We start from the raw sequence: 17,266 nt of genomic DNA on the forward strand, positions 1-17,266 counted from the left end.
AACTAAAACAAAAACCATATAGGCAATCTATATGGTTTTATAAGTTTATATACCATAGATATGCCTAATCATACGAAATGGGCAATATCTACTGACATCACCCGGCTATCTAAAGTAATAAAAGAATCCTTTCAAACAAGTTGGTTTTTTCATACTTTTTACCTCGAACATATATTTATTTTAACACACATGAATATTTTTACAATATTTTTCTGAAAATAATTTACTTTTTTTCATTTTGTTTATGAAACATGAAATCTTTTAATTAATCTTCTCAAATTTCTCGCTTATTTCATTTCTTAATATTGTTTTTTCTTCTTCCGTCATCAATCTTTCCTTAGCATCATGGCTATCTAATGTCCCTATATGAGTATCAATAATCTCACCATTTGAAACAAAGAAAACAAATGGTACTGATAATCTTTTAACACCTTCATCATTTACTGGAAGATAATCACTTACAAGCTCTTTTAATTTAACATAATCTGGATTAGAGTCTAGGCGTATATCAAAACTTGAGTCTGTACCTTCTGGTCTTACATTTACATATTCTACATTCATTCCATTTTCTTTAGCTACATCATTTAAAATTGGCAGTAATTCAACACACCAAGGACAAGTAGCGAAACCATAGTAAATAACAGATGTTCCATCACTTTGCAACAATTCATTCCCAGTTGCCATATCAATAGAAAGGAATACGTGATCACTATCCATAAAGTTTTCATATGCACTCATATCAGCTTTTTCCCATTTTTCACATTCACTAGTAACATCACAACCTACATTTGCAGTTGGTTTATCCGTTTCTTCAGGTGTTGGTGTAGGCGCAGTGGTACTAGTACAACCCACTAACAATAATAAACTCGAAAATAAACAAATTAACTTTTTCATATTAATCCTCCTTCGCTTTGCGATAAGTACCTAAGCATTTCATTTCTACACAATGATTTTTTACCTTTAAAATTGCATCCTTAACAACCGGATTATTTAAATTACCATCAAAATCAATATAGAAACAATACTCAAATAATCGACCTTTAAGTGGTCTAGACTCTAATTTTAACATATTTAGATTATGTTCAGCGAATATTTTAATTACTTCATATAAAGCACCAGGTTCATGATTTACAACAAAGTACATGCTTATCTTATTTGCATCTTTTACTTCTTTTTCGCCTTTACAAACACATAGAAACCTCGTAGTATTTAATTCATTATCATTAACATTCTCTTCAAGTATTGAACAATCATAATACTCTGCCGCTAGATAACTCGCTAATGCAGCTTTAGTAGGATCATTACACTGTTTTATATAATCCACACTTTTAGCTGTATCCTGATAAGGAATTGATTTCATCTTAGGATGTTTCAAGAAAAACTTTTCACATTGTCCTAATGCCTCAGGATGGCTATATACCTCAACTATATCATCAATATTAGACCCGGGTATTCCTATTAGATTTTCTTGAATACGTACATTTTGTTCGCCTATCGCATAAACATCACGACTTGCAAGTAAATCATATGTCCGATAAATTATACCTGTTGTGGTATTTTCAACTGGCAATAAAGCAGTATCCAATACTCCTAATTCTAAATCATTAAGAATATCAACAAAGTTCTTATAACTTTTTGATTCAAATTCATGATTTTTATAATACTCATGAACTGCTATTTCACTAAATGTACCATGCTCACCCTGGTACCCAACTACTATCTTTTCCATTCTATCACTCCCAAGTTCTAAATTCATGCTACAATTGTACCATGCAAAAATCAAGTAATTCAAAATTAAATAAAAGTATTTTTAACACAATTTTATTATTATGCAGTTTTTTTGTTGTGCCATTGCTTACCATCTATTTAGGATCAAAGGCTAGTATGACCACAGAAAATTTTACTTTTCTTGCAAATCAAGCTAGTACTAAACAATTATTTTATGTTTGGTCAATTATTTCATTAATCACTCACTATTTATTGTTATATAAGTTAAATAAAAAACTTCTAATTAATATGAACATGATAAACTTAACATTTATTACTATGTTTATCGCTACTTTAATTCCTTATAAAAATGGTATTTCATTTATTGCATTTCTACATGTTGCCTTTGGATATCTATCCTTTATTCTATATAACTATGATTTATTACTTATTTATACTCGACTAAAATCATTTAATCCTAACTTTGTACAACTGATATTCAATTTATATATATTTATGTTATCGATATGTTTTGCAATCTTTATGTTCTATGGAAGCATTAATGGTTTATGTGAAATTATTTTTTGTTGTAGTACACCAATCTTGTTGTCTTTATATATTATAAAAGTCGCCGAAGCGACTCATTATTAAATATTAATATTTTTTACGTTCAACACTTAAGTTATCTACATAGTAGCGAACAGTAAGTGAATTAGCAATCTTAGCTTTTACTTTTGGTTCAACTATAAATGCATCACCTTCAAGCATACATTCAAGAATTGCCTTACAGCATGTTTCGATGTTGTCTACACCAGCTTCGCATTCAGTAAGTAAATCACCTGCATTAACTTCAATGTAAAGCCAATTCATATGATGAGCTTCCCATTTCTTCCAGTTAATTACATCAATGTAGTCTTGCATTGATTTTTTTGTTTCATCTACTTTTTTTGTAGCTGTTTTCTTTTCTGTTACCTTTTTAGTTGTTGCCTTCTTTTCTGTTGGTTTTTTAGCTGTTGGTTTTTTAGCAGCCACCTTTTTTACTGGTTCTTTTTTTGTTTCTGTTTTTACTGTTTTTGTTTCTTTCTTTTCTGCCATTCTAGGTACCCCTTCCCATCACGATGATCCTGTGATTAATTTAATTATATCATTATTTTATAATAATTGAAGATGTGTTATCCAATACCACCTAAGAGTATTCCTAAAATAAAGACTGTAATCGCAAGTAAAACATACCCATATCTAGCAAATATATATAATGAATCCTTGTGTGGTTTCACACAGGCAAGATTTAGAGCATCCATAAGTTTTTTCTTTGGCAATATCCAATAAATAGTAAATGCACCTAGCACTGCACCAGCTGGAACTATATAAATCGTTATAATATCCATCCATTGCCCCATATATGGTTCATATTCAAGAAATACACCTATTGCAAAGGCAATAATAACTATACATATTATTGATACTGTTCGAGATAGTTTCAATCGTGATGTTGCCGCTTCTGTAACTGCTTCTAGCATGTTTATTAATGAAGTAATGCCAGCAAACAAAACACTGGTAAAGAATAATATAGAAAAGAAGCTTCCTAATGGCATTTGTTGGAAAATCATCGGCATTGTTTTAAACATCAATGATGGACCTGCCGCAGGATTTAGCCCAAAAGCAAAGATTGCTGGAATAATTACAAAACTAGACAACATTGCTGCCACAGTATCAAATAATGCAGTATAGTTAGATAATTTAATAACATCTTCTTTTTCACTTAAATAACTTCCATATATAACCATTCCAGATCCTGTAATAGAAAGTGAAAAGAATGCTTGTCCCATAGCCATAACCCATGTCATAGGATTAAGTAAAAATTCCCATCTTGGAATCAATAGATATTCATACCCTGCCAAAGCACCTGGTAAAAATGCAACCCAAATCGCTAAAATTAAAAACAATATAAAGAATGCAGGCATCATTATTTTACTAACTTTTTCAATTCCTTTTATGATTCCAGATGAAAGCGCAATCCCAGTTATAACTAAAACTATAATATGCCATGGAATGCTACTAAAAGGTTTAGCTATTTCTTGAAAAAGCTCCGCTGGATTACTTTGCATTAATGTCCCTGTGAATGATGATACTAAATAAAATAGTACCCATCCAACAATAATTGCATAACCAATCGCAATTCCCAATGATCCAATAAGTGGAAGAGTCCCTATTTTATCACCATGTTTTCTTCCACCAAGTTTAAATGCTTGCTCATATGACCCAATAGGTCCTGTTCCAAATAATCTCCCTAATGCAAATTCTCCTGATAACCCTACTTTACCAAAAATAAAAATGAAGAATAAGTAAGGTATTAAAAATGCTGCACCGCCATATTGACCAACACGATATGGAAATAACCAAATGTTTCCCATACCTACTGCAGACCCTACAGAAGCTAATACAAATCCTAATTTTGATGTAAATTTTGTATTGTTCATCTTTTCTCCCCCTAACAAACAAAAAACGCCCTTATCCAAGGACGTTATAATCAACGTGATACCACCTTATTTCATAAGCAATTCGCATTACTTACCTCATCGAGTACAATCATACTCTAGTACGATAACGTGTACATCCGTCTTTATCTACTAAATTCAATAAAGAAGCTCAAAGGTGTATCTCTTAAACTTTGTAAGTTCTTCGCATCATCCAGAACCTTTCTTCATACAAATATTTTAAGCTCTTTCCTTATCATCGCTGATATTGATATTTTATCATCAAGAATATTTAAGTCAACTATTATTAGAAATATATGCTTCAGCTCTATTTCTACCTTTATTCTTTGCTTTATACATTGCCTCATCAGCAAAGTTAATTAGTTGCATATATGTACTAGAGTTACATTCTTTAGAATTTACATACCCCATGCTTATGGTTACATAACCATTTTCTGTACTTTCATGCTTAATGTGCAAAGATTCTATATCTTTAACAATACGCTCAGCAATATTTTTCATCTCATCTGCGCTATGACGATCATCGATAATAATAAATTCTTCACCACCGTAACGAGAAACAAATACATCTAGTTTTTTAACACATTTATCTAATTCTCTACCTATTATAGCCAAACACTCATCACCCTTTAAATGACCATATGTATCATTATATAGTTTAAAGTAATCAACATCCATCATGTATATATTCAATCCCTCACTAGAGCAATTATCATAAATATCAACAATACATTTATTAAACCATCTTCTATTAGGAAGCAATGTCAATTCATCAATATTAGATTGTTCTTTGAGTATTATAGCTGCTTGTATATTTTCCAAGTTAACATTCGTTGTATATACCCCATAGCCAATACTAACTATACAAACACATAAGGCATTTAATAAATCATTTTGTATTATTCGAGGATCTGTTTTATTTAGTAATACCATAACACAAAATAATAATGTCGCTATAATTGTTAAAATAATTGAATTTGAAGGTTTATCAACATATAAACTTGGCACAAACATTATAAATACAAAGAAAGTAACTGCATACATGTCATACGATATGACAGTACCTATATAAGCCACCATGTATAATAGACTAGCAGCAAACAAATAAAACATAATTCTACAATATTCTTTATGATTTTTTATAACTTTTACAATAATCAATGTACATACACAAAACCATAAAACATAGATTCCATAAAACACCGTTAAATTTCCAATCAAATTAACTAAATAAGTTAATATGAATAAAAAAGCACACATACATGTTGAAAACGTATACGTAGTTACTAATGTTCCATAATTTCTTTCATTAAGTTGAACATAATTCCTAGTATAAAAATTCTTATCAACATTACCCCAAAGGATATAATTAAATATCTTATTCATGTTGCCTTCTCCCCTAATCCCATATAAATATAATATATTTATATTTTAATTTTACCACATCTTTGTAAATTGATATATCACGAATAAATACATCCATTAAATATCCAAAATACACCATTATTACAATTTATCACAACATATTTTAAGTTGATTTTTAATATTACATAAGTTACAATATTAAAGCAGTTGCCCTAGTGGTGAAATTGGTAGACGCAACGGACTCAAAATCCGTCGGTAGCAATACTGTGCCGGTTCGAGTCCGGCCTGGGGCACCAATTTAAAATTAAGCCTATTTAAACTAGGCTTTTTTTATTTTAACAATGTTTAAAACATCTTTTTAACTAGTATTTAGATAGAAAACTGCGAAATTTGCGTTTTCCCATAGTTTATAAGAGGATGATAAGTTGATATTATTTACACATTTTTATAAAATCGCATCAAAAGATAATTGCTTATATGAAGGTAGTTATAATGGAGATTAGATTCTCATATGTAGGATTAATATTTTTAGTAATGCTTATTATTCCAAATATTATTTGGAGTAAGAATCTACCTAAAGACTATGATAAATATAGTAAAAACGAAAATAAATTACTATTAGTTTTTGAAAAAACAGGTGAAGTCTTAGTAACCTGTTCAGCATTAATATTTACTAACTTTAATCCAAATCAATTATCAATGTCGCCAATTATTTTACTATTCATATTTATACTAATGATTTTATATGAGGTATATTGGATTAAATATTTTAAAAGCAATAAAACAATGAAGGATTTGAGTAGTAGTCTATTAGGGATACCTGTTGCAGGAGCAACTCTTCCTGCATTATCTTTTTTCTTGTTAAGCGTATATGGAAATAATATCTTACTAATGATCGCAGCAATAATTTTTAGAATTGGTCATATTGGAATACATTTGAATCACTACAAAGAATTAAGTAGCGAAATAGTAAATTTGAAATTGATTATTCTTAAAATAATAGCAACGCTTATAACGATATTAGGACTATCTCATATAGGAATTTTTATATATTTATTATTTATCGAATCGTTGAATTAGATATCCTGCAATTTTTGATGCTAGTATACCAACTACCGCACCAACAATAACATCACTAGGATGATGAACATTTAAATATACACGAGAAAATGCAATAAGAGTGGCTAACGTATAGCTTCCTAAAGTTACCCACTTATTAATTTTAGTTAATGATGTCGCAACTGAAAATGATGTTGCACTATGACTTGATGGAAATGAATAATTATTTGGTTTATGTATTAAAGATTGCAAATGAGCATTTTCAATAAATGGTCTTGGACGTCTTACTATATTTTTTAAAATCAATTCACTAACTACAACCGATAACAGTAATGATAGTGCTACTAATTTTGCCCGTTTATTATTCTTTTTAAACAAAAAATAAACAACTAATATAATTGCCCATAACAACATAACATCGCCTATACGAGTTATTATCTTCATTATCAAAGTCATCCACTCAGATTGTAGATTAGCTTGTATCCATTCCATAATTAATAAATCTATCTTAGTTATAAATTCCATAATTTCTCCAAATTAATTAGTTACTTAAATCATGGCGAAGAGTTAGGGATTCGAACCCTAGGTAACTTGCGCTACGCCACCTTTCCAAGATGGTGCCTTAAACCGCTCGGCCAACTCTTCAGCACGTTGATATTATACTAGATATTTAAATTAGAATAAAGGAACTCATCAATATAATCTACTAAACTCTCGATTGTTACCATTTTTGGATGATGTGAAGCAATAGCTAAATCCGCTGCTTTGCCATGAAGCCATACCGCCATGACTACTGCTTGATATAAATCGCGTTTCTGACTTAATAATCCTGTAATTAAACCCGTCAAGAAATCTCCACTTCCCGCCTTCGCAAGTGCTGCATTTCCTGTTTGATTGATATACAAATCTTGTGTTGGCGAAACCACAAGAGTATGTGGTCCTTTTAAAACAAGTATTACTTTATATTCTTTTGCAAATGATTTTGCAATTTCTATCCTGTTTGCTTGAATGGTTTCAATTGGTAACCCAACTAAACTTGAAAACTCATGAATATGAGGAGTTAATATCACTGGTGTCTTAATAAGTTTTAATAAATATAAATCATTTTTTAACATACGTATAGCTTCTGCATCTAAAACAACTGGACAAACAGTTTGTTGTAGGATCATTTCAAATAATTTATTTTTACAATCCAAATAATTTGCGCCACTACCAAAACATATACATTTTGCTTCATTTACAACATTATTAAAAGTACTTACTACGGTATCTTTTGTAAACGGATGAAATACTGGAGTTATTTCATTAGCTTGAAGCAACGGATATATTTTTTCATGGCATAACACATGAATATAACTTGATCCACTTGCTTTAGCACCCATAATATTTAATAGTGTTGCACCAGCCATTCCATAACTTCCACCAACAATTAATGGCTTTCCTTCACTACCTTTATAAGCATCCTCTTTTAAAATTGGAAATTGATTCATAAAAATGTTATCATCCATTTCTACTAGATCAGAAGTTTTAGATTCAGCTATATCTAACGAAATCAAATCACATTCTTTAAATAGAAAATGATCTTTTCTTAATTGATGAAATATTTTTTTATAACCTAATGCAAATGTTATATCAGAACAAATTGCATCATTATCAAAGTTTCCAGTATCTGCCTCTGCCCCACTGTTTATATCAATTGCATATTTAATAGAATCTAGATCATTAACTAATCTAAACAATTCTCTTAAATCATTTGGGATATTTCCTGAAAAACCAAATCCAAAAATTGCATCAATTAAAATATCAGCACTTTTTATATCACTTAAATCATTTGTAATTATTTTTTTACACTTCGTGCGATTTTTCTTAGATTCAGATGTAGATTGCTCATCAAACAATGGATATACTTTCACATTGAATCCTGCTTCATTTAGATATTTAGCTAAGATATAACCATCTCCACCGTTATTACCTTTGCCACATAAAACAACAATTTTTTCATTATGATGTCGCTTAATTATTTCTTGTGCAAGTTTAAAACCAACTTGATCCATTAGTTCTAAAGTGGATAAAGTTGAGTTTTGTTCACATTCTTTCATTGTTTTAATAGTTACAATCATATTCACATCTCCAAATTCATTTTATCATGGTTATAAATCATTGACCATAATTTGATTGAGGTAAACTGATAATCTAGATATAATATACTCATGAAAGTGAGAAAAAATATGACTAAAACAATTATCGTATATGATTTCGATGGTACTTTAACTCCAAATTCTCTACCAAAAATCGGCTTGATGGACAAACTTGGATATAGTTTTGATAGATATGAACAAAAAATGAAGGAATGGTTACTTAATCACCCTGGTAAGGATATCTACGATTCTTATTACATGACTTTTTTAAATATATTAGAAGAATCAGGATATCCATTAACTGATGAGACATTCGCATTATCTGCAAATGAAAATAATTATAATCCAGGAGTATTTGAATATTTTGAAAGTGTTAAGCCTTATGTAAAAAATTACTTAGTAAGTTCTGGTTTTAAAGTGCCATTATTACACTCAGGTGTCAGCAAATATTTTGAAGAAATATATGGAACAATCTTTGAATACAATAATGACAACATTGCAACTGGTGTGAAATACGCAATGAATGACCAACGCAAAGTAGATAAAATCAAGGAAATATGCGAGTTAAATCATCTTGATAATTATGACTGTTCAAACGTAATCTATTTAGGTGATGGATTAACAGATGCTTATGCAATGTCATTTGTTAAGGAACATGGTGGTATTTCAATCTTTGTGTATCAACCTCATGAAAACCTAGATGCGTTCAATGTGCTTAAGGAAAAAGGAATAGTTGATGTAGCATATGTAGCAGATTATTCTATAAATAGTGAACTGTACAACAAGTTAATAAGCATAATAAATAGGCAGGACTGATTAATAATTCAGCTCTGCCTATTTTACTTTATAATTTTTTTTCTTCTACTTTACGCTATAAACTCCTACATCAGCACAAGAAAGTCCACCATCATATTTATCTTTCAATACATCATCTTTAAAATCAAAGAAAAATGGTTGATCATGATCAATATAATATATACCTGTTTCATCAGGAATAGTTAAGGAAATACGTTCTCCTTCTTTTAAATATGTTCCAGTAATATCAATCATACCTGTACATGCATTAACATTAGCTGAAAACGTTCCATCTTCATTAAAAATAATTGTAGTAGGTGAATTTTCTGTATTTTCAACAAATTTACCAGCAATTGTTGTATCAGTTACGCTTAAACTATCTGTTTGCGCTGTCTCTTCAGGAGTAGGTGTCGCAGATTCTTTTGGCCCCTCTTCAGGTGCTTTTGTTTCTTCATTTGGTGTTGCTGTAGGTGCAGGAGTAGGTGTTGATGTAGATTCTTTTGGTTTTGTACTACAACCAGTTACACCTACAAGTATTAGCACTAAAAATGCTATAAATATTTTTTTCATTATAAATTCCTCCGTGTATTCATTATACCATGTTATAATTGTGTGGGTGATTAATATGATACTAGTGAATCAAATAAAATGTTCCATAGACCAAGAGTGTACAAATGAAGTAATTGCATCAAAATTAGGTTGTAAGCCTAGTGATATAAAATCTTTTAAAATCAGTAAAGAATCAATTGACGCAAGAAAGGATGACATTCATTTTGTCTATACTTGTTTAGTTGATGTTTTACATGAAGGCAGATATTTAACGAATAAAGATATTTCTACTTATAAAGAAGTTAAATATCATATTCCTGAATTATCTGAACCAATAGAGACACGTCCAATTGTTGTCGGTTTTGGTCCTTCTGGTATGTTCGCAAGTTTATTACTTGCTGAAGCTGGACTAAAGCCAATTATTTTTGAACGAGGGAGCTCTGTTGATGAACGCATTAAAGATGTTGACGCTTTTTGGAATGATGGCAAACTTAATCCAGAAAGTAACGTTCAATATGGTGAAGGAGGAGCAGGTACTTTTTCTGATGGTAAACTTACAACACGTATCAAAGATACGCGTGTACCAAAAATACTAAGTGAATTAATTGAAGCTGGTGCAAATGAAAACATCAGTTATGAAGCTCATCCCCATATTGGTACTGATGAATTACGCCTTATCGTTAAAAATATCAGAAAGAAGATTATTAGTTTAGGTGGTGAAATTCATTTCAATACTAAATTCGAATCACTAATTCTTAATGATAATGTAGTTAAAGGAGTAATTGCAAATGGTATTACCTATGATACAGATGTTGTATTCTTATGTGTTGGTCATAGTGCTCGAGATACCTTTGAAACACTTTATAAACAAAATGTATTTATGGAACCAAAAGGATTTGCTGTTGGTTTACGCATAGAACATAAACAAGAATTTATCAATAAGATTCAATATGGAAAATACGCTACTCATCCGCGCTTAAAAGCTGCTGAATACCGTATTACACATACTGCTGAAAATGGTAGAGGTGTTTATAGTTTCTGCATGTGCCCAGGTGGTTTTGTTATACCAAGTTCTACTGATTCAGAAACAATTATAGTCAATGGCATGAGTGAACATAACCGTGATCAAGAAAATGCTAATAGTGCTTTACTTGTTCAAGTTCCAACAAGTGATTTCTATAAAGATTCACCATTTGATGGATTTACATATCAATCAAATTTAGAACATTCTGCTTATTTATTGGGTGGCAGTAATTATTCTGCTCCTGTTCAGCTCGTTAAAGACTTTATCGAAAATAAAGTATCTACAGAATTTAAAGATGTTAAGCCTTCTTATAGTTTAGGCACAACATTCGCAAATTTACGTGAATTATTTCCATCAGTTATTAATGATGCTTTAGTAGAATCACTTACATCATTCGAAAAAAGAATGCCTGGATTTGCACTTGGTGATGCGATATTTACTGGTGTAGAAACAAGATCTAGTAGTCCAATAAGAGTACTTCGCACACCTGATTGTGTAAGCACTACAGTTTCAAATCTTTATCCTTGTGGTGAAGGTGCTGGTTATGCTGGTGGAATTGTATCTAGTGCAGTTGATGGCTTGCGCTGTGCTGAGATTTATCTTAAAAATCTTCTTTCAAAGTAAATTTAATTATTTAATCAAAAGTAATTAAGCAATTAATAAAGATTGATTTCTGCAATGGAGTCAATCTTTTTTATACTTTGATATCATATTATTTTTGTATATTAAAATGCACCCTATTGTTGGATTTCCAAGTTATAGAGTGCATTTCATTTAATGAATATTTTGTTTTATTGTATTCAACAATCCACCATTTTTAATAATAGTAATTTGTTCATCTGTTAAACCATGATTTACTTCAAACTCAAAGTTTTGAGTTTTGTTTTTAACATACATTGGTTGTCCAATTTTTAACTGAAGTACATCAACAAATTCTAATTCATCTAACAATTGAATCTTATCATAATCTTGAGAGTGAATAAATGTTGCAGGTATTATTCCAGAATTAACCAAGTTTTGTTGATGAATACGTGCATAGCTTTTTGCAATTACAGCTTCAATTCCTAAATACATTGGCGCTAATGCCGCATGTTCTCTCGATGAACCTTGTCCATAATTCTCACCTGCGATAATAATTCCACCATTGTATTTTTTACAACGGCTATAGAAATTTTCATCAATTTGACTAAAACAGAATTCACTAATCTTTTCAATATTACTTCTAAATGGTAATACTTTTGAACCTGCTGGCATAATATGATCAGTTGTAATATTGTCTTCTACTTTAATCATTACTTGCTTATCAATTGTTGATAATTGTTGCTTAGATGGTAAGTCCTTAATGTTAGGTCCTTTTTCTATTGCTTTATTAGGATCACAATCAGGAATTAGAATCATTGAATCATCGATAATATATGATTCAGGCATACTAGCTTTTTCAAAATCTACATTCATTGGATTAGTAAATACACCTGCTATCGCTGATGCTGCTGCTACTTCTGGTGATACTAAGTAAACCCCAGCACTCATCGTGCCACTTCTTCCATAAAAATTACGATTAAAGGTACGTAGTGATACTGCATCTGTTTTAGGAGATTGTCCCATACCAATGCAAGGACCACATGTCGCTTCTAACAAACGTGCTCCACTTGACAGTAAATCATTTAATGCCCCACACTTTGCAAGCATTTCAAGAACTTGTTTAGATCCAAATGATATCCCTAACGATACATCAGGATGTACTTTTTTACCTTTTAGAATATTAGCAACCGTACATAAATCTGTAAAAGAACTATTAGTACATGAACCAATTAATACTTGGTCTATTTTCTTTCCTGCTAAATTATCTACTGTTTCGATATTATCAGGAGAATGAGGTGTGGCTGATAGTGGCACAAGTTCATCACAATTAATTTCAACTACTTCATCATAGATAGCATTTTCATCAGCAATTAATTCTTTATAATCTTCTTCACGGCTTTGTTTCTTCAAGAATATTCTTGTTTGTTCATCAGACGGAAACAAAGAAGTGGTAGCTCCAAGTTCTGCTCCCATATTCGTAATTGTACTTCTTTCTGGTACAGTTAAGTTTTTAATACCTTCACCACTATATTCAAGTATTTTACCAACTCCACCTTTAACACTCAATTGTTGTAATACTTTTAAAATAATATCTTTTGCTGAAACACCATGTCTTAATGTTCCGTTTAGTCTAACATTTACAATTCTAGGCATTTTTAATGAAAATGGTATTCCCGCCATTGCACACGCAACATCAAGTCCTCCAGCACCAATAGCTATCATACCCATAGCTCCAGCAGTAGGAGTATGTGAATCTGACCCTAATAATGTTTGACCTGGCTTATCAAATCGTTCCAATTGTACTTGGTGACAAATACCATTACCTGCTTTAGAGTAATAAATTCCATAACGATTTGCGACTGTTTGAAGATAACGATGATCATCTGCATTCATAAATCCATTTTGTAATGTATTATGGTCTACATAGCTTACCGAACAATCAGTTTTAACACGTTCAATACCCATTTTTTCTAGTTGTAAGTAGGTCATAGTCCCTGTTGCATCCTGTGTTAATGTTGTATCTATTCTAATTTTTATTGGTTCTCCTTGTATTAAATTTCCTTCTACAAGGTGGTTTTCTAATATCTTTAGTGCTACACTTTTCATGAGTTTACCTCCAGCTAAGAAAAATTATAACATGGATTTTCTAAATATCCATTTATAGCTTACTTAACGATGCACTTTTTTCTTACTTTATGGTAAACTATACACAATTAGGAGGTTTTTTTATGAATAAAAAACTACTTGAAATATTTGAAAAATCAACCATAGAAAATAATATTCCACATGAATTATATACAACCCACAATGTTAAAAAAGGTCTTCGTAACGAAGATGGTACAGGTGTTCTTATTGGTCTAACAAGAATCGCTGATGTAGTAGGTTACAAAAGACTCGAAGATGGCACTAAGACTGATTCCATGGGTGAATTATACTACCGTGGCATTGAACTATCGGATTTATTAAAACAAGTAGAAAGTGATCAAATCGATGGTTATGAAAGAACTTGTTTTCTAATTCTATTTGGTCATTTACCAAATGATGATGAATTAGTATTGTTCAAAGAAGAGCTACAAGACTCATATGAAATGCCAAAAGATTTTTTAACATCAAATATTTTGAAGAAACCTTCAACTAGTATCATGAATGAATTACAAAAAGAACTATTAAACTTGTATATGGAAGATGATGAAGCAGATAATACTAGTGTCGCAAACACATTAAAACAAGGTATATCCATTATTGCAAAACTACCTGAAATGATGATTTATTCTTATCAAGCAAAAGCTCATTTTATTGATAATAAAAGTTTGATGATTCATCCTGTTAGAAAAGATTATGGAATTGCCGAAAACATTTTACATCTATTGCGCACAGATTCAAATTTTACTAAAGAGGAAGCACGAATTCTTGATTTATTACTAATTATGCATGCTGACCATGGTTCAGGGAACAACTCAACATTCGCAAATTTAGTTGTTGCATCCACAGGGACTGATATTTATTCTGCATTTTCTGCTTCTATCGGTTCTTTAAAGGGTCCTAGACATGGTGGTGCTAATATTACGTGTAAGAAAATGATGGATACTATCATTAATGAAATTGGATACGATGCAACTGATTCTCAGATAAATTCCATTGTGGAACGACTAACAACTAAAAACTTTTTTGATAAGCAGGGTCTTGTTTATGGATTTGGTCACGCAGTATATACCCTATCTGATCCTCGATGTCTATTACTTAAAGATCAAGCTAGAGCATTAGCAAAAGCATGCAATCAATCTAATCGTTTAGAATTCTATGAACGTTTCGAAAATAGTGTTGTTCGCTATTTTAAAGAAAATAAAAACAAAAATATATGTGCTAATGTTGATTTTTATAGTGGTCTAATTTATGACATGTTACAAATACCTGAAGATTTATATTCACCACTTTTTGTTACAAGTAGAAGTGTTGGTTGGTTAGCTCACAACATTGAAGAAAAATGTTATTGCAACCGTATCATCCGCCCTGCTGGATTATATGTTGGAGAAAAGGAGAAAAAATAAATGAGAACGATTACCCTATTCGAAGGAGATGGCATTGGACCAGAAATAACATCTTCTGTATTATCAATTCTTGAAGCATGCAACTTACCATTGAAATTTGAGAAGTATGACATTGGTCAAACAGCATATAATAAATGCCAAGAACTAATCCCTACTGACTCTATTGACTCTATTAAACGTAATAAAGTTGCTTTAAAAGCACCTGTTACTACCCCAATAGGTAAGGGATTTAGAAGTGTGAATGTTCAATTGCGTATGATATTTGATTTATATGCAAATGTTAGACCTGCTAAATTATTACCAAATATTAAAAGTCGCTATGAGAATATTGATTTAATTGTATTTAGAGAAAACACCGAAGATTTATATATCGGTGAGGAACATGTAATTAGTCCTGATGAAGTACATGCAATCAAAAAAATTACTCGTAAAGGTTCTGAAAGAATAATACGTTCTGCATTTGAATATGCAATGCAAAATAATCGTAAAAAAGTAACATGTGTACATAAAGCAAATATCCTTAAAAAAAGTGATGGTTTGTTTTTGGAAATATTTAACCAAATCAAGAATGAATATCCAATAATCGAAGCCAATGACTTAATTGTAGATAATGCTTGTATGCAACTTGTAATGAAACCTGAACAATTCGATATACTTGTTATGCCTAATCTATACGGTGATATTTTATCTGATTTAACAAGTGGATTAATTGGTGGTTTAGGTTTATTACCAAGTGCTCAATGGAATGATGAATATGCAGTCTTTGAAGCAGTACATGGTTCAGCACCCGATATCGCAGGAAAAAATATGGCAAATCCTACTGCCCTATTATTAAGTGCCTGCATGATGCTCGATTATTTAGGATATCAAAAAGAAGCAAGTCAAATCAGAAATGCGATAAACAAAACATTAGAAGATCTAAGTCATTGTACTAAGGATATTGGTGGAAGTGCTACAACAACCGAATATACTCAAGCAATAATTAGTAATCTATAATCTTGTATCTAGGGGAGATTCATAATGAAGCATATATTTATTGTAAATCCATATACATGTAAAGATAAAACTAGTGGATATATTGAAACAATCAACAACATATGTAAACAGCTAAATGAAGAATACGAAATATTTAAAACGGAATATATTGGTCATGCGACTGATATAACTAAACAATATACCACAAATACATGTATCTATTCCGTCGGTGGTGATGGAACAGCTTATGAAGTTGCGAATGGATTACAAAACAACTGTTCAATGGCAATAATACCAGCTGGAACAAGTAATGATTTCTTTCGTATGCTTAACATTAAAGATAAAAATATTAGTGAGATTCTAAACGGAACTATTTTAGGAAAAGAAATTACTGTTGATTATGGTTTATGTAATAATAAAGTATTCTTAAATACTACCACGCTTGGATTAGATGCTCGTGTTAATAGTATGGTATGCGATTTATTAAAAAAGACACCTTTACCAAAGTTTTTATTATATGGCTTTGCTGCGGTTGTTAATATTTTTAATCCTCAACCATTTGAAGCATTGATTACAACCGATAGTAAAAGTTTTAAAGTAAAAAGCATCCTTATTGCTGTTATGAATGGAAAGTATTATGGTAATGGCTTCTCACCAACTAAGAAAGCAGATATTCAAGATGGTCTTTTAGATGTTTGTATCGTTCATAATACTCCTATTTTAAAAATGCTATGTCTATTACCTAAATATTTCAAAGGAAATACGGAATCATATAAAGAAGTTACACATTTACTTGTTAAGAAAATTGATATTAAAACTCCCTATCCTGTTCATGTTCAATCAGATGGTGAAAATTATACACAAAGGGAACTTATAATTGAATTAAAGAATAAGGCATTACATCTTAGAGTTCCTATATCTGCATTATAAAAGCTCATCGACTATTCAAATCGATGAGCTTTACTATTTTATTCGGTTCTACAAATTCTGGTGTTGGTGAAAACTAACACCTTTTTTGTTTAATAC

16 protein-coding genes, 2 tRNA genes and 1 other annotated feature are annotated in these 17,266 nt (G+C 30.9%); of the genes, 8 read left to right on the plus strand and 10 right to left on the minus strand.

Annotated elements, in window-relative coordinates:
* Window positions 1–261: 261 nt before the first annotated feature.
* Together RR430_RS02570 and RR430_RS02575 are read right to left on the minus strand one after the other, a co-directional pair.
* On the minus strand, window positions 262–894 hold the full coding sequence (locus RR430_RS02570) for a thioredoxin family protein (protein ID WP_332487238.1): 633 nt from the start codon (window positions 892–894) through the stop codon (window positions 262–264).
* Between the two features lies 1 nt (window position 895).
* Window positions 896–1,729, minus strand: coding sequence for a prephenate dehydratase (locus RR430_RS02575; RefSeq protein WP_332487239.1), 834 nt, complete (start codon window positions 1,727–1,729; stop codon window positions 896–898).
* A 155-nt stretch (window positions 1,730–1,884) separates the two neighbouring features.
* Between RR430_RS02575 and RR430_RS02580 the strand changes: the two genes are divergently transcribed.
* The gene (locus tag RR430_RS02580) at window positions 1,885–2,358 is read left to right on the plus strand and encodes a hypothetical protein (protein WP_332487240.1); all 474 of its coding nucleotides are present in this window, start codon (window positions 1,885–1,887) and stop codon (window positions 2,356–2,358) included.
* Window positions 2,359–2,361: 3 nt separating this feature from the next.
* Here the strand turns inward: RR430_RS02580 and RR430_RS09295 are convergent, their stop codons facing one another.
* The 3 genes from RR430_RS09295 to RR430_RS02595 all read right to left on the minus strand — a co-directional run bounded on the left by RR430_RS09295 (window position 2,362) and on the right by RR430_RS02595 (window position 5,591).
* Window positions 2,362–2,802 (minus strand): hypothetical protein, encoded by a 441-nt coding sequence (locus RR430_RS09295; protein WP_442878267.1) that lies wholly within the window; start codon window positions 2,800–2,802, stop codon window positions 2,362–2,364.
* A 77-nt stretch (window positions 2,803–2,879) separates the two neighbouring features.
* Window positions 2,880–4,187 carry a sodium-dependent transporter gene (locus RR430_RS02590; RefSeq protein WP_332487242.1) on the minus strand — a complete coding sequence of 436 codons (1,308 nt, stop codon included), beginning with the start codon at window positions 4,185–4,187 and terminating at the stop codon, window positions 2,880–2,882.
* A gap of 34 nt (window positions 4,188–4,221) precedes the next feature.
* Window positions 4,222–4,453, minus strand: a binding site (T-box leader).
* 28 nt (window positions 4,454–4,481) lie between these two features.
* A complete protein-coding gene (locus RR430_RS02595; protein WP_332487244.1) occupies window positions 4,482–5,591 on the minus strand; it encodes a GGDEF domain-containing protein in 1,110 nt (369 codons plus the stop codon).
* A gap of 188 nt (window positions 5,592–5,779) precedes the next feature.
* Here RR430_RS02595 and RR430_RS02600 point away from each other — a divergent pair.
* Together RR430_RS02600 and RR430_RS02605 are read left to right on the plus strand one after the other, a co-directional pair.
* Window positions 5,780–5,866: transfer RNA gene (locus tag RR430_RS02600), tRNA-Leu, on the plus strand.
* A gap of 196 nt (window positions 5,867–6,062) precedes the next feature.
* Window positions 6,063–6,650, plus strand: coding sequence for a hypothetical protein (locus tag RR430_RS02605; protein WP_332487245.1), 588 nt, complete (start codon window positions 6,063–6,065; stop codon window positions 6,648–6,650).
* Here RR430_RS02605 and RR430_RS02610 read toward each other — a convergent pair.
* From RR430_RS02610 to RR430_RS02620, 3 genes are all read right to left on the minus strand, one after another.
* Window positions 6,627–7,154, minus strand: a complete 528-nt coding sequence (locus RR430_RS02610; protein WP_332487246.1) for a phosphatase PAP2 family protein — start codon at window positions 7,152–7,154, stop codon at window positions 6,627–6,629. The genes RR430_RS02605 and RR430_RS02610 overlap by 24 nt on opposite strands.
* Window positions 7,155–7,186: 32 nt before the next feature.
* Window positions 7,187–7,274, minus strand: a tRNA-Ser gene (locus RR430_RS02615).
* Between the two features lie 17 nt (window positions 7,275–7,291).
* Window positions 7,292–8,749 (minus strand): NAD(P)H-hydrate dehydratase, encoded by a 1,458-nt coding sequence (locus RR430_RS02620; protein WP_332487247.1) that lies wholly within the window; start codon window positions 8,747–8,749, stop codon window positions 7,292–7,294.
* 108 nt (window positions 8,750–8,857) lie between these two features.
* On the opposite strand from RR430_RS02620, the gene RR430_RS02625 reads away from it, so the two are divergent.
* The gene (locus tag RR430_RS02625; RefSeq protein ID WP_332487248.1) at window positions 8,858–9,583 is read left to right on the plus strand and encodes an HAD family hydrolase; all 726 of its coding nucleotides are present in this window, start codon (window positions 8,858–8,860) and stop codon (window positions 9,581–9,583) included.
* Window positions 9,584–9,628: 45 nt separating this feature from the next.
* Here RR430_RS02625 and RR430_RS02630 read toward each other — a convergent pair whose 3' ends face one another.
* Window positions 9,629–10,132 (minus strand): hypothetical protein, encoded by a 504-nt coding sequence (locus tag RR430_RS02630; protein ID WP_332487249.1) that lies wholly within the window; start codon window positions 10,130–10,132, stop codon window positions 9,629–9,631.
* Between the two features lie 55 nt (window positions 10,133–10,187).
* On the opposite strand from RR430_RS02630, the gene RR430_RS02635 reads away from it, so the two are divergent.
* Complete coding sequence (locus tag RR430_RS02635; protein WP_332487250.1) at window positions 10,188–11,759, plus strand: NAD(P)/FAD-dependent oxidoreductase; 1,572 nt, start codon at window positions 10,188–10,190, stop codon at window positions 11,757–11,759.
* Between the two features lie 150 nt (window positions 11,760–11,909).
* Here the strand turns inward: RR430_RS02635 and RR430_RS02640 are convergent, their stop codons facing one another.
* Window positions 11,910–13,823, minus strand: coding sequence for an aconitate hydratase (locus RR430_RS02640; RefSeq protein ID WP_332487251.1), 1,914 nt, complete (start codon window positions 13,821–13,823; stop codon window positions 11,910–11,912).
* Between the two features lie 122 nt (window positions 13,824–13,945).
* Here RR430_RS02640 and RR430_RS02645 point away from each other — a divergent pair, with 122 nt between their 5' ends.
* The 3 genes from RR430_RS02645 to RR430_RS02655 are packed head-to-tail and all read left to right on the plus strand — an operon-like array spanning window position 13,946 to window position 17,170.
* Entirely contained in the window at window positions 13,946–15,265 is a 1,320-nt protein-coding gene (locus RR430_RS02645) for a citrate synthase (RefSeq protein ID WP_332487252.1), read from the plus strand.
* Entirely contained in the window at window positions 15,266–16,261 is a 996-nt protein-coding gene (locus RR430_RS02650; protein WP_332487253.1) for an isocitrate/isopropylmalate dehydrogenase family protein, read from the plus strand.
* A 24-nt stretch (window positions 16,262–16,285) separates the two neighbouring features.
* Window positions 16,286–17,170, plus strand: coding sequence for a diacylglycerol/lipid kinase family protein (locus RR430_RS02655; protein WP_332487254.1), 885 nt, complete (start codon window positions 16,286–16,288; stop codon window positions 17,168–17,170).
* The last annotated feature ends 96 nt before the right edge of the window (window positions 17,171–17,266 follow it).

Source organism: Anaerorhabdus sp. (assembly GCF_036641015.1).
Classification (GTDB): domain Bacteria; phylum Bacillota_I; class Bacilli_A; order Erysipelotrichales; family Erysipelotrichaceae; genus Anaerorhabdus.